10 protein-coding genes, 1 other RNA gene and 3 pseudogenes are annotated in these 13767 nt (G+C 58.1%); 8 read left to right on the top strand and 6 right to left on the bottom strand.

Annotated elements, in window-relative coordinates; translation table 11 throughout:
* A partial coding sequence (locus HA48_RS20715) for an FAD-dependent oxidoreductase (RefSeq protein WP_139807996.1) occupies positions 1-1389 on the bottom strand: 1389 nt, incomplete at its 3' end.
* A 61-nt stretch (positions 1390-1450) separates the two neighbouring features.
* Here HA48_RS20715 and HA48_RS20720 point away from each other — a divergent pair.
* Entirely contained in the window at positions 1451-2149 is a 699-nt protein-coding gene (locus tag HA48_RS20720; protein WP_128603001.1) for an IclR family transcriptional regulator, read from the top strand.
* On the opposite strand, the gene HA48_RS20725 is transcribed toward HA48_RS20720, so the two are convergent.
* A complete protein-coding gene (locus tag HA48_RS20725) occupies positions 2136-3443 on the bottom strand; it encodes an MFS transporter (RefSeq protein ID WP_128603002.1) in 1308 nt (435 codons plus the stop codon). The two genes, HA48_RS20720 and HA48_RS20725, sit on opposite strands and share 14 nt — an antisense overlap.
* Before the next feature lie 220 nt (positions 3444-3663).
* Between HA48_RS20725 and HA48_RS20730 the strand changes: the two genes are divergently transcribed.
* The gene (locus HA48_RS20730; RefSeq protein ID WP_128603003.1) at positions 3664-4395 is read left to right on the top strand and encodes an oxidative stress defense protein; all 732 of its coding nucleotides are present in this window, start codon (positions 3664-3666) and stop codon (positions 4393-4395) included.
* A 171-nt stretch (positions 4396-4566) separates the two neighbouring features.
* On the opposite strand, the gene HA48_RS20735 is transcribed toward HA48_RS20730, so the two are convergent.
* Entirely contained in the window at positions 4567-5472 is a 906-nt protein-coding gene (locus tag HA48_RS20735) for a LysR family transcriptional regulator ArgP (RefSeq protein ID WP_128603004.1), read from the bottom strand.
* Positions 5473-5654: 182 nt separating this feature from the next.
* On the opposite strand from HA48_RS20735, the gene rpiA reads away from it, so the two are divergent.
* Together rpiA and serA are read left to right on the top strand one after the other, a co-directional pair.
* Complete coding sequence (rpiA, locus tag HA48_RS20740; RefSeq protein WP_128603005.1) at positions 5655-6314, top strand: ribose-5-phosphate isomerase RpiA; 660 nt, start codon at positions 5655-5657, stop codon at positions 6312-6314.
* A 279-nt stretch (positions 6315-6593) separates the two neighbouring features.
* Positions 6594-7831, top strand: a pseudogene (gene serA / locus HA48_RS20745) (phosphoglycerate dehydrogenase).
* A gap of 31 nt (positions 7832-7862) precedes the next feature.
* Here the strand turns inward: serA and HA48_RS20750 are convergent.
* The 3 genes from HA48_RS20750 to zapA all read right to left on the bottom strand — a co-directional run bounded on the left by HA48_RS20750 (position 7863) and on the right by zapA (position 9091).
* On the bottom strand, positions 7863-8468 hold the full coding sequence (locus HA48_RS20750) for a 5-formyltetrahydrofolate cyclo-ligase (RefSeq protein WP_128603006.1): 606 nt from the start codon (positions 8466-8468) through the stop codon (positions 7863-7865).
* Between the two features lie 70 nt (positions 8469-8538).
* A non-coding RNA gene (ssrS, locus tag HA48_RS20755) (6S RNA) lies at positions 8539-8722 on the bottom strand.
* Between the two features lie 39 nt (positions 8723-8761).
* Positions 8762-9091, bottom strand: a complete 330-nt coding sequence (gene zapA, locus HA48_RS20760) for a cell division protein ZapA (protein WP_034823204.1) — start codon at positions 9089-9091, stop codon at positions 8762-8764.
* 170 nt (positions 9092-9261) lie between these two features.
* On the opposite strand from zapA, the pseudogene HA48_RS20765 reads away from it, so the two are divergent.
* The 4 genes and pseudogenes from HA48_RS20765 (at position 9262) to ubiI (ending at position 13611) form a co-directional block, all read left to right on the top strand.
* Positions 9262-9842, top strand: a pseudogene (locus HA48_RS20765) (YecA/YgfB family protein).
* 50 nt (positions 9843-9892) lie between these two features.
* A complete protein-coding gene (pepP, locus tag HA48_RS20770; protein WP_128603007.1) occupies positions 9893-11215 on the top strand; it encodes a Xaa-Pro aminopeptidase in 1323 nt (440 codons plus the stop codon).
* Positions 11212-12390 carry a 2-octaprenyl-6-methoxyphenyl hydroxylase gene (gene ubiH, locus HA48_RS20775; protein ID WP_128603008.1) on the top strand — a complete coding sequence of 393 codons (1179 nt, stop codon included), beginning with the start codon at positions 11212-11214 and terminating at the stop codon, positions 12388-12390. The genes pepP and ubiH overlap by 4 nt, the downstream gene beginning before the upstream one ends.
* 20 nt (positions 12391-12410) lie before the next feature.
* Positions 12411-13611: pseudogene (gene ubiI, locus HA48_RS20780) on the top strand (FAD-dependent 2-octaprenylphenol hydroxylase).
* The last annotated feature ends 156 nt before the right edge of the window (positions 13612-13767 follow it).

Raw genomic sequence — 13767 nt, forward strand, 5'->3', positions numbered from 1 at the left:
GCGCGCAGCGTCCAGGGTACTGCTGACGCTAACGTCAGCGCCCCGCGCCGGATCGTTCAGCTGCTGGCGCGGAATATATGCGCCCTGACGCAGCAGCTGTTGCTGTAGCAGAGCAATATTATCCGGCCGGGCCAGCTGCCGGGGCGTTAAGTGCCGTTGCTGACAGAGGGCCGCGGCACGTCCGACAACCTCTCCAAGCACGCCGCAGGTGCACATCACGCGTGCGCTGCCGAAAGCGACATGCGTAGCGGAGATCAGGCGCCCCGTGAGCAGCAGATTATCCAGTGACTGGCTGTATAACGCGCGAAACGGGATGGTGTAGGTGCCTTTACTGTGAAACTGACGGCAACCATCGTGCGCGCTATAGACGCCATCCGCCGGATGCAAATCGATAGACCAGCCGCCATAGGCCACGGCATCGTAGTGGTCGCGCTGTTCGATGATGTCCTGCTGGCATAGCAGGACATCGCCCATAAAACGGCGGCTCTCACGCTTGCCTGGAATCAGGCCAATCCACTCCAGCGTGAGCGTCTCCGCGTCCGGGAATTCGCCGGCGTTCTTGATGTAATCCCAAACGCCGCTGACGATCTTCCACAGCTCCCACTTAATGGCTTCACTCTGGTGCACGGTGTCAAGCCTTCCGCCCCACTCCAGCCACCAGAGATCGCACCCGTTGAGATCCGAGGTCAACCGTTTGTAGCGCGGGATCGCAGCGATCTCTTTGAGCGCGAAGGAGGGCGCCACAAAGCGTACCGGCTGCGCGGTGCGTTTGGTGTAGAAGTAGATAGAGTGGCCGAGCTTATGACCGAAGTGCTCACCCGGCGCCATCTTTTCGCCAAACTCTTCCGGGGATTCCGCGCCGACGCGATGCGCAGCGCCTGCCAGATAGCCGAGCACGCCATCGCCGCTGGCATCAATAAACTGCTCTGCCGCCACCCGGTACCAGGTCTGATTGATGGCGTTAAACGCGTGTACTGCCTGTAACCGACGGCCGCTTTTTTCGATATCGCTGACGACGGTATTGAGCAACAGCGTCAGGCCTTGCTGCGCCTGCACCCAATCCAGCAGCACCAGATCGAACAGCACCGGATTGCCCTCTTTATTGCGCCACAGGTTCTCCTCCATGAGCTCGCCCATGATGCCGCCTTCACGCGCCCAGCGGTTGTTGTTACCCATGTGGGAGGTGGCGCCGTTAGCCCAGAGCCGCACTTCGCTGGAGGCATTTCCGCCCAGCACCGGGCGATCCTGAATCAGCACAACCTGAAGGCCATCACGTGCTGCAGCCAGCGCGGCACAAACGCCCGCTAATCCGCCGCCGACCACGACCAGATCGGCGTGCAGCGACTGTTCAGGAAAACGGCGTGCATCCTGTGTCGAGAATGTTTGCATAGTGGCATTACTCCCGCGAGAAGACTGCTAAGATTGAGTTTTTACCGTCATAAGGTGACCTATGTCTTCGCAACCCAATCAAAGCCTGATTGACGGAATTCGCTGCCTGCAGTACCTGGTATCCAGCGATAAAGCCATTGGCTGTCGTGAGCTGGCGCGTCAGATGGGCATGAACAGTACGCGGGTTAACCGGCTGCTGATGACCATGGCTTCCGTTGGGCTGACGATGCAGGATGAACATCGCCGCTACCTGCCCGGACCCGGCATTCACGCGCTGGCTGCACAGGCGATTCGCGGTTCGTCGCTGTTTGCGCAGGCACTGCCACAGCTGGAAGCGCACGCCCCGCGCGATATCGTGGTGGCGCTTGGCGTGCTGTGGGAGGATCAGGTGATCTATATCTGGCACTCGGAACCGGGCGAACGCACCCGTACCAGCCAGGCGCTGGCGGGCTTCCGGATGCTGCCGGCGTGGCAATCGGTGATTGGCGTCGCGCTGCTGGCGGCGGAGAGCGATGAGGTTCTGCGCCCGCGTTTTAATGATGAGCAGTGGACGCAGATTGCGCCGCTGCTGGAGCGTAAACGCGCTGAGGAGCATCTGATCTGGCATCGTGACGACGGCGAGATCGGTATGGCGCTGCCCATCAACAATAATCGCGCCGCACTGGCGTTTGCCAAAATCTGGCAGACCGACGATGCGCACCTGACGCAGCGGCTGCAACAGCTGCACGCGCTGGCGCAGATGCTGATCAGTGCGCGCTGACATGATCGATCTTCCCGACAATAAACAGATAGCTGCAGATACCGATGGCGGCCAGAATTGCGATAAAGCCCAGCGCTGGCGCGAAGTTGCTGCCATCAATCAGGGCGCCGATGGCGATCGGCACCACAATCGATGAGAGCGCGCCGGTAAAGTTAAACACGCCACCCGCCAGCCCAATCAAATGCCGCGGTGCCAGTGCGGTAACAAATACCCAGGTGATGGTCGCCAGCCCGTTCCCGAAAAAGGCCAGTGACATGAACAGGATGATCAGGCGTGAATCGTCAGTGTAATTTGCGCCGAGGATAAACAGCGTCAGAAACAGGCCGAGAATAACCGGCAGCTTGCGCGCCACGCTGGCAGAGACACCGCGACGTATCATGCGATCCGAAGCGAAACCGGCCAGCAGTACGCCGCAAAAGGCGGCGAAGTAGGGCACGGAAGCGACATACCCGCTTTTGATGAAATCCATGTGCCGGTACTCAACCAGATAGGTCGGGAACCAGGTCAGGAAAAACCAGAATGTGGCGGAGATGGTGAACTGGCCGATGTAGATCCCGACCAGCTTACGGCTGCGGAACATCTGCGCCAGATCGGCCCAACGAGCGGGCGGTTGCGGCGTGCTCTGCCGGCTCTCCAGCAGCGCGCCGTTATCACGCAGGTAGTTGAGCTCTGCTTCGGTCACGCCTTTATGCTGGTTGGGTTCGCGATAGAGCAGATACCACACCAGCGCCCAGATCATACCGGCTATACCGGTGATCAGGAACAGTCCGCGCCAGCCAAAGGCATCCTGCACGTGGAACAGCAGCGGTGTCATACAGGCGAGGCCAACAAACTGGGCGGAAGAGTAGATGCCGATGGCGCTCGCGCGCTCCTGTTCGGGGAACCAGCTGGAGATCACCCGATTATTTGACGGCATCACCGGCGCTTCAAACGCACCGACGCCAAGGCGCAACCCAAACAGCAGGCCAAAGCTGTTAGCCAGGGCGTGCAGGGCGGTGATCAGTGACCAGGCAAACAGGCCGACACCGTACACCAGCCGCGCACCAAGGCGATCAATCAGAAAGCCGCCGGGAATTTGCAGCGCAGCGTAGATCCAGCCAAAAGCGGAGAAGATCAGTCCCATCTCCATCGGCGTAAAGCGCAGCTCTCCGGCCATTTCGGTGGCGGCCACCGAGAGATTGGTGCGATCCATGTAGTTGATAATGATGTTGATAAACACCAGTCCCAGCATCAGAAAGCGGGTGCGCCCGGCGCGGACACTGGCCGTGGCTTGGCTAAGTGGCTGTTCTGTCATGATGCAGCTCTCCCGGAACACAAAAGTGTTTCTTTAATAGAAACGCATGACGTGAATTATGGCTAACCTGTGCAGATAACTTTGCGATCCCGGCGACGTTAAAACCAGCGTAGCGCCGAACTTTTTGCTAATTTCAAACTCAGACCATCACGCATAGCAATGTGTTTTGGGTTTCGCCATAGTGGCGACCTGCAAATTGAACCCTTCAAGGAGGACTTTCGTGAAACTGAAAGCACTGGCGCTGGCCGCCGTAATGAGCACGGGCGCACTGTCCGGTCTGGTCCAGGCAGGTGAAGTGCCAAACGGACCCCATGTGGTGACCTCAGGACAGGCCAGCGTGGATGCCAGTCCGGATATGGCAACACTCTCTATTGTGGTGAATGTCGCTTCGAAAGACGCGGCAGATGCGAAGAAGCAAGCCGACGATCGCGTGGCGCAATATTTCGATTTCCTGCAGAAGAGCGGCATTGAGAAGAAGGATATCGATGCGGCTAATCTGAGCACGCAGCCCGAGTATGACTACACCAAAGAGGGCAAATCGGTCCTGAAAGGCTACCGCGCGGTACGTCAGGTGCAGGTGACGCTGCGCCAGCTGGATAAGCTGAACGATCTGCTGGATGGCGCGCTGAAATCGGGGCTGAACGAGATCCGCTCGGTTGAGCTGGGTGTGACGAATGCGGATAGCTACAAAGATCAGGCGCGTAAAGCGGCAATTGCCAATGCAACTCAGCAGGCCAATGCGCTGGCGGAAGGTTTCAATGCGAAGCTCGGCCCGGTATACAGCATCCGATATCACGTGGCTAACTACCAGCCGATGCCTATGGCACGCATGTACAAAGCGGCAGGTGCGGCAGCAGATACCACCGCGCAGCAAACCTATGAGCAGCAGAGCATCCACTTCGACGATCAGGTCGATGTCGTTTTTGAGATCAAACCAAACACCGCGCAGTAAGGTAGTGCGTAGCGGCGCGGGCTGCGTCGCTACGTTTGCCTGAGGGTATGAGATTATGCTTTATACGGAAGATGTTAATGAGAGGCTTTAAGCAGGTGTAAGATAAGGAAGAAGCCATGACACGTCGTGGCGACCCGTCAGGGGCGCCAGCCAGTTGCCATGACAACGTTTTTACGCCGCAACGTCATCCTGACGCAGCACGCGATGGCCATGCGCAATCAGCGCGTCAGTGACGCTACGCATTAAACGGCTTTCCGGCGCAAAACGGTGCCAGTACAGCATACGACGCTGATAGAGCCCCGGCGTAAGATCCACCAGCTCCCCGTGCGCCAGTTCGCGCTCAATCTGCAAATGCGGAATCATACAGCACACCGATCCCTGACGGGCCAGCTGCACGAAGGCTTCCGACGAGTTCACGATGTGGCACGGTACGCTGCCCGGAGATAAATCAAAGTTCTGCTGTAAAAATGCCTGATGCATATCGTCCAGATGGTCAAACGCGACCGCCGGAGCTTTCAGCAGCGCCGAGCGCGTCACGCCGTTCGGGAAATAGCGCGCGGCAAAATCCGGCGACGCGCAGAACAGATAGTCCAGAGCGCCCAGTTGGTCCACAAGGCAGCTTGGCAGCGGCTGCGGCTGGATACTCACCGCGCCGACCACTTCGCCACGGCGCAGACGCTCCTGAGTGCGGGTCTCATCTTCCACCTGCAGATTCAGGCGCACCGGCGAGTCCGCCAGTACATCTTTCAGCGCCGGCAGCAGCCAGGTTGCCAGGCTATCGGCGTTGACCGCCAGCGACAGCAGCAGCGGTGTAGTGCCGCCGTTATCGTCCCCCAGCCACTCCTCTTCCAGCAGCTCAACCTGATGCAGTAACGCCAGCAGTTTTTGTCCCTGCTCCGTTGGGCGCGGCGGGACGGTGCGGACCAGCAGCGGCTGACCAAATAAGTTTTCCAGTTGTTTAATGCGCTGTGAGACCGCCGACTGCGTGATGCAGAGTTTTTGGGCGGCGCGCTCAAAACCGCGTTCGCGAATCACAGCATCCAGCGCCTGAAGCGTTCGATAATCCGGGCGTTTCATTGTTGTTCTCTCTCGTTCAGGATGGAAAGTACTATGCCATAAAAGGGGCAGCCTGTGCGGCTGGCGCTTTTTTGCGGGCTGGCTTCCAAAGGCTTAAATCGATGGTCCAACAGTCGCGCTTTTTTACGGCGCCTTGTTTTATACTACGCGCACTTCGATGTCGCACAGGTTTTAAACATACCATGACCCAGGATGAACTGAAAAAAGCGGTAGGTTGGGCAGCGCTGCAGTACGTGCAGCCCGGCACCATTGTTGGCGTTGGCACCGGTTCAACGGCCGCGCATTTTATTGATGCGCTCGGCACTATCAAAGATCAGATTGAAGGGGCGGTCTCCAGCTCGGAAGCTTCCACGCAGAAGCTGAAGTCACTGGGCATTCCGGTGTTTGATCTTAACAACGTGGATGAGCTCTCGGTGTATGTCGATGGGGCCGATGAGATCAACCCGCAGATGCAGATGATCAAAGGCGGCGGCGCCGCGCTGACGCGTGAGAAAATCGTGGCAGCCGTGGCGAAGAAGTTTGTCTGCATTGCCGATGCTTCTAAAGAGGTGGATATCCTGGGTAACTTCCCGCTGCCGGTTGAAGTCATTCCCATGGCGCGCGCCTATGTGGCCCGTGAACTGGTAAAACTTGGCGGCCAGCCGGAGTATCGTCAGCATGTGATGACCGACAACGGCAACATTATTCTCGACGTACACAATCTGCGTATTCTTGATCCGATCGCGCTGGAAAAAGCCATTAACGCACTGCCAGGTGTGGTAACAGTTGGCCTTTTTGCCGCCCGCGGTGCAGATGTGGCGCTGATTGGCACACCGGATGGGGTGAAAACCATCACGCAATGATCTTACCGGCGTGCAAGTGACGCCGGTTATTTCCCGCCGCAAAACATCTTTTCTTATCGCGGTGAAATTTGGTGACTTATGTCACAAATGATTCATCAACAGCAGGTTCGTACTTTGCGCTTCGCGCATACCATGATTTTGTATGGATTTGTGCTGTCCCGGCGTTGGCGCATGCTGGTGTGCAGGCAATCGTTTGTATTGCCGCGCACGAAAATTTTGATATTTTGACAGAAGGCTATCTTATGGTAGTCCTCGTTGAATTCTGAATAGGGTCGGGAAATGGCAAAGGTATCACTGGAAAAAGACAAGATTAAGTTCCTGCTGGTGGAAGGCGTTCACCAGAGCGCGCTGGAGAACCTGCGTGCTGCAGGTTACACCAATATCGAATTCCACAAAGGGGCACTGGATGCAGAGACGCTCAAGTCCTCCATCCGCGATGCGCACTTCATTGGTATCCGTTCCCGCACCCAACTGACGGAAGAGATCTTCGCTGCAGCTGAGAAGCTGGTGGCGGTTGGCTGCTTCTGTATCGGAACAAACCAGGTTGACCTGAACGCCGCAGCCAAACGCGGTGTGCCGGTGTTTAACGCGCCATTCTCCAATACCCGTTCGGTTGCCGAGCTGGTAATCGGTGAAATGCTGCTGATGCTGCGCGGCATTCCGGAAGCCAACGCCAAAGCGCACCGTGTATCTGGAACAAAGTGGCCAATGGCTCGTTTGAAGCACGCGGTAAGAAGCTCGGCATCATCGGCTACGGCCACATTGGGATGCAGCTTGGCGTGCTGGCAGAGAGCCTGGGCATGCATGTGTTCTTCTATGATATCGAGAACAAGCTGCCGCTGGGTAATGCCACTCAGGTGCGTCATCTCTCTGATTTGCTGAATATGAGCGATGTAGTCAGCCTGCACGTGCCGGAAACCCCTTCAACGCAAAACATGATTGGCGCTGAAGAGCTGGCGCTGATGAAGCCCGGCGCGCTGCTGATCAACGCCGCACGCGGCACCGTGATCGACATTCCTGCGCTGTGCAGTGCGCTCTCCAGTAAACATCTGGCCGGTGCAGCCATTGACGTCTTCCCGGTTGAGCCTGCCACCAATAGCGATCCGTTCAACTCACCGCTGTGTGAATTCGACAACGTGATTCTGACGCCGCACATCGGTGGCTCAACCCAGGAAGCGCAGGAGAACATCGGGCTGGAAGTCTCAGGCAAACTGGCAAAATACTCCGACAACGGCTCTACGCTCTCTGCGGTGAACTTCCCGGAAGTCTCCCTGCCAATGCACGCCGCCAGCGTCAGCCGCCTGCTGCACATCCATGAAAACCGTCCCGGCGTACTGACCGCGATTAACCAGATCTTCGCCGAGCAGGGGATCAACATTGCCGCTCAGTACCTGCAGACTTCACCCATGATGGGCTATGTGGTCATTGATATTGATGCCGAAGAGGATGTTGCAGAGAAAGCCCTGCAGCTGATGAAGGCCATTCCGGGCACCATGCGCGCCCGCCTGCTGTACTGATCTCTCAGGGCGCCTGCGGGCGCCCTCTGTTTTAGCGCGCTCTGGTCTCCCACTGCCACAGTCGCGATGGCGTCAGAATTGCCGGTAACGGCACATCCCAGGCCGCCACCGGTAGCCTTTCAACGCGCTGGCAATCGTGCGCAAGTCCCACCGGCAGAAATCCATGCTGCTGCCAGTTTTGCAGAGTGCGATCGTAAAAACCTCCGCCCATACCTAATCGTTGCCCATCATGATCAAAGGCCACCAGCGGCACCAGCATGACATCAAGCTGATCGAGCGTGACGAGTTGGGTGATATCCAGCGGCGGTTCAGGAATGCGCAGCTTATTGGGAATGAGCTGAGTTTCAGGTGTATACCGCAAAAAGAGCAGGTTGCCCGGCGAGAAGGGGTGCAGCACCGGCAGACAGACCTGTTTTTTTTGCTGCCACAGTTTGGCAATCAGCGGACGGGTATTGAGTTCGCCATCGACCGGCAGAAACAGCGCAATGTGTTGTGCGTGCGCAATGGGGGCAAAGTTGAGGGCATGTTCGGCCAGGAGGTCAGCGGCCACTTCCTGCTGTTCAGACGTGAGATTCCGGCGCAAATGGCGCACGTGCTGGCGAATATCCTGACGATTGAGAAGAGAAGGTGCTGACATGATGCCCCCGGCTGATATGGCTGTTAAAAGCCACTTTATCACACCGGGAATAGCAGATTGGTACTAAGAAGAGATCTCCGAGATGCCGCCGCAGGCTGTAACCCTTGAACCCTTGGTTCAAGGTGAGTATGCCGTCGTAACCATCAGGCTTCTCGGACGGACCGAGCATGCTCACAGGTTACAGAGCGTCACACTCTGTTGGTATGAAATATCGGCTCAGGGGACTGGCCCGCTTGCAAACATCTCAGAGAAAATTGACTTCACCGTTACTCTAACACGAGAACCATGAAGTGTTATTCGAATTTAGGGCCCTGGCGATCGGTTATGCGACCTTGCTCAACTAATGCCTGTTCAATGGTCTGCTGCAGCATACGGATACGTTGTTCCATGTTGGCTGCATAGTCGCGCGTCTTACCTTTTTCCTGTGCCAGCTCGTGGCAAATGTTTAACGCAGCGATGAACACCAGTTGCTCTGTATTTGTGACTCTAGTGCGAACTTTTAAATCTTGCAACCGTTGATTGAGATCCTCTGCGGCCAGATTCAGCGCATCTTGCTGTTCAGGCGGACAATTCACTCTCAATGAACGACCAAAAATCTGAATATCTACCGGTTGTGCAGACATGCCACCATCCTGACTGATTACTCCGCTCGCATCTCCCTTACCTGTCAATGGGTTGGGAGGTGCGCAACTATATAGAGCCGCGTGATAAGTTACAACCCCTTTTCTGGAAACCCTGAGGCACCTGGTGGTAGCATAACACGAACTTATTCTGCCAACGACGACCAAAGCTTATGTCTTTACAGAACGCAACACCGAGTTACAACGCGCTGGCTACAGCACTTTCCCAGCAGGGCACAGGCATGACGCCCGCCGAGATGCATGGACTGCTGTGTGGCATTCTGTGCGGCGGCAATCAGGATGCCAGCTGGAAGACGCTGGTGCATGACCTGACCAACGAAGGCATGGCGTTTTCGCAGAGCCTGGCGCAGCTTTAGAGGCCCTGCATGACAGCCTGATCAGCACGCTGGAAGAGGAGGGTTTTCTGTTCCAGCTGATGCTGCCTGACGACGATGATATCACCGTGTTCGATCGCGCCGATGCGCTGGCCGGCTGGGTCAATCACTTCCTGCTTGGTCTGGGCGTTACGCAGCCGAAGCTGGACAAAGTAACCGGTGAGACCGGAGAAGCGATTGACGATCTGCGCACCATCGCTCAGCTTGGCTATGACGAAGATGAAGATCAGGAGGAGCTGGAGCAGTCGCTGGAGGAGGTGATCGAGTATGTGCGCGTAGCCGCACTGCTGTGCCACGATACCTTTACCCGTCCGCCTTCGCCGACCGCACCAGAAGTGCAGAAACCCACGCTACACTAAGCGCGTCATCACGGGCAGGTTGCTGCCCGCTTTCAACAGGGAGTGCAAACATGATTACACTGGAAACGTTCCAGCAACGTCGTCAGGCGCTGATTGCCCGGATGGCACCTGGCAGCGCGGCTTTGATTTTTGCTGCACCTGAAGCGACGCGCAGCAACGACACCGAGTACAACTACCGCCAGAACAGTGATTTCTGGTATTTCACCGGCTTTAACGAGCCGCAGGCGCTGCTGGTGCTGATCAAAAGCGACGACAGGCACAATCACAGCGTGCTGTTTAACCGCGTACGCGATTTAACGGCGGAGATCTGGTTCGGACGCCGTCTGGGCCAGGATGCGGCCCCGGCGAAGCTTGGGGTCGATCGCGCACTGCCGTGGGATGCGATTGGCGAACAGCTACATCAGCTGCTCAACGGGCTGGATGTGGTCTACCACGCACAGGGCGAATACGCCGAAGCTGACCAGCTGGTATTTGACGCGCTGGAAAAGCTGCGTCGCGGCTTCCGCCAGCACCTCAGCGCGCCAGCTACCGTGACCGACTGGCGGCCGTGGGTGCACGAGATGCGTCTGTTTAAGAGCGAAGAGGAGATCGACATTCTGCGTCGCGCCGGCCAGATCAGTGCTCTGGCGCACACCCGCGCTATGCAGAGCTGCCGTCCGGGCATGTTTGAATACCAGCTGGAGGGCGAAATTCATCACGAATTTACCCGCCACGGTGCACGTTTCCCCTCCTATAACACCATCGTTGGCGCCGGTGAAAATGGCTGCATCCTGCACTACACCGAGAACGAAAGCGAAATGCGCGATGGCGATTTGGTGCTGATTGATGCCGGCTGTGAGTTTCACGGCTACGCGGGCGATATCACCCGCACGTTCCCGGTCAATGGTAAGTTCAGTCAGCCGCAGCGCGAGATCTACGACATTGTCCTGGCCTCGCTGTACAAGGCGTTGTCGATGTTCCGTCCGGGCATCAGCATCCATGATGTGAACGAAGAGGTGGTGCGCATCATGATTACCGGCCTGGTCGATCTCGGCATTCTTGAGGGGAACATCGATACGCTGTTCGAAGAGCAGGCGCACCGACCGTTCTTTATGCATGGGCTGAGCCACTGGCTGGGGCTGGATGTGCATGACGTAGGCCATTACGGCACGCCAAGCCGCGAGCGCACGCTTGAGCCCGGTATGGTGCTGACGGTGGAGCCTGGCCTGTACATTGCCCCGGATGCCAAAGTGCCGGCGCAATATCGCGGCATTGGCATCCGCATTGAAGATGACATCGTGATTACCGCCGACGGCAACGAAAATCTCACTGATAGCGTTGTGAAAGACGCTGATGCCATTGAAGCGCTGATGGCGGCGGCACGTCGCGCATGAGCATCTTAATTGCAGGCGGCGGCATGACCGGTGCAACGCTGGCACTGGCGATTTCGCATCTGACACAGGGCCAACTGCCGGTCACACTGATTGAGCGCAGCGAGCCGGCCAGCCGTGCCCATCCCGGCTATGACGGTCGCGCCATTGCGCTGGCGGCGGGCACCTGCCAGCAGCTGGCTGATATCGATCTGTGGCGCTCGCTGGCGGATTGCGCCACGCCGATTACCGACATTCACGTCTCCGATCGCGGCCACAGCGGCTTTGTTCAGCTGCAGGCGGCAGAGTATCAGCTCGCCGCGCTGGGCAACGTGGTAGAGCTGTTTGACGTTGGTCAGCGGCTGTTCCAGCGCCTGAAGCGCGCCCCTGGCGTGACGCTGCGCTGCCCGGATTACGTCACATCGGTGGCGCGCAGCGCGGATAGCGTGCAGGTGACGCTCAATAGCGGCGAGCAGCTCTCTGGTGCGCTGCTGGTGGCTGCGGATGGCTCGCGCTCGTCGGTGGCGGCCTCCTGCGGCATCCGCTGGCAGCGCGATGACTACCAGCAGCTGGCGGTCATCGCCAATGTCTCAACGCAGCTGCCGCATCAGGGACGCGCGTTCGAGCGCTTTACCGAGCACGGTCCGCTGGCGCTGCTGCCGATGTCCGGTAACCGATTGTCGCTGGTGTGGGGCCAGCCGGCGCAGGCCGAAGCAACAATTAAACAGTGGGATGATGAGACCTTCCTGCGCGAACTACAGCGCGCATTCGGCTGGCGGCTGGGGCGCTTTACGCATACCGGCCAGCGTGAGTGTTACCCGCTGGCGCTGCAGAAGGCGGAGCGTCAGGTGTCGCACCGGCTGGCGCTGGTGGGCAACGCGGCGCAGACGCTGCATCCGATTGCCGGCCAGGGGTTTAACCTTGGCCTGCGCGACGTGATGTCACTGGCGGAGACGCTGGCGGCGGCGCACCGTCAGCAGCAGGATCCCGGCAGCTACGCGGTGTTGCACCACTTTGCCGCGCGTCGCCTGCCGGATCGCACCGCAACTATCGGCGTGACCGATGGGCTGGTGCGTATCTTCGCAAACCGGTATGCGCCGTTAGTGGCTGGACGAAATCTTGGGCTGGTGGCAATGGACCACCTGCCATGGCTGCGAAACCCACTTGCCGCGCGTACGCTCGGCTGGGTCAAGCGTTAAGCATGAATTAAGGGGCAGCAATGCAAACATTTGATGTGGCGATTGCCGGTGGCGGCATGGTGGGGCTGGCTGTAGCCTGCGGTTTGCAGGGCAGCGGCTTGCGCGTTGCCGTGCTAGAGAGAGCGCCCGAGCCACACTTTGATCCGGCTGGCGGGACGTCGATCCGCGTTTCAGCGATCAATGCGGCCAGTGAACGCCTGCTGCAAAAGCTTGATGTCTGGTCGGGAATTCTGGCGCTGCGTGCCAGCGCGTATCACGGCATGGAGGTGTGGGATCAGGATAGCTTTGGCTCGATCAGTTTTGATGATGAGCAGCAGGGGCTGTCGCATCTGGGGCATATCATCGAAAACGAGGTGATCCACAGCGCCCTGTGGCAGCGCGCCAGCCAGTGTAGCGACGTCACGCTGTTCGCACCTTCGCAGTTGCAGCAGGTCGCTTTTGGCGATAACGAAGCCTTTATTACCTTGCAGGATGGCAGCATGATGAGTGCTCGCCTGATGATCGCAGCCGACGGCGCCCACTCCTGGCTGCGCGATAAAGCGGACATTCCGCTGACGTTCTGGGACTACGAGCATCATGCGCTGGTCGCTAACGTACGCACCGATATGCACACGATGCCATTGCGCGTCAGGTGTTCCACGGCGACGGTATTCTGGCGTTTCTGCCGATGCAGGATCCGCACCTGTGCTCGATTGTCTGGTCGCTGTTACCGCAGGAAGCGGCGCGCATGCAGTCAATGCCGGAGACGTTGTTCAATCAGCAGTTATCGGTGGCTTTTGATATGCGTCTTGGTCTGTGCCAGGTCGAGAGCGAACGCAAAACCTTCCCGCTGGTGGCGCGTTACGCACGCAGTTTCGCCGCACACCGTCTGGCGCTGGTTGGCGATGCAGCGCACACCATCCATCCGCTGGCCGGGCAGGGCGTTAACCTGGGCTTTATGGATGCGGCCGAGCTGATTGGTGAGCTTCGCCGTCTGCAGCAGGAAGGCAAAGACATTGGTCAGCATCTTTATCTGCGACGCTATGAACGCAGCCGCAAACACAGTGCGGCCATGATGCTGGCAGGAATGCAGGTTTCCGCGAGTTGTTTGCCGGCACGCATCCGGCGAAGAAGCTGCTGCGCGACGTTGGCCTGAAGCTGGCGGATACGCTACCGGGCATTAAACCACGCATGCTCAGGCAGGCGATGGGGCTCAATGATATGCCCGACTGGATTCGGTGATCTTTCCCTTTACGGCACCGCACAGGTGCCGTTTTCTTTTCCGCATATCCAATCTCTTCCGTAGTGGCGGCCCTCCGGGTCGCAACGGCTAAAGTCAAAAGAGGGTTAGGTTTTTAGCCACAGCGACGCCAGTGTGTGAGGGAAGAAGGGATATTG

The sequence above is a fragment of the Pantoea wallisii genome (genome assembly GCF_002095485.1).
GTDB classification, from domain to species: Bacteria; Pseudomonadota; Gammaproteobacteria; order Enterobacterales; family Enterobacteriaceae; genus Pantoea; species Pantoea wallisii.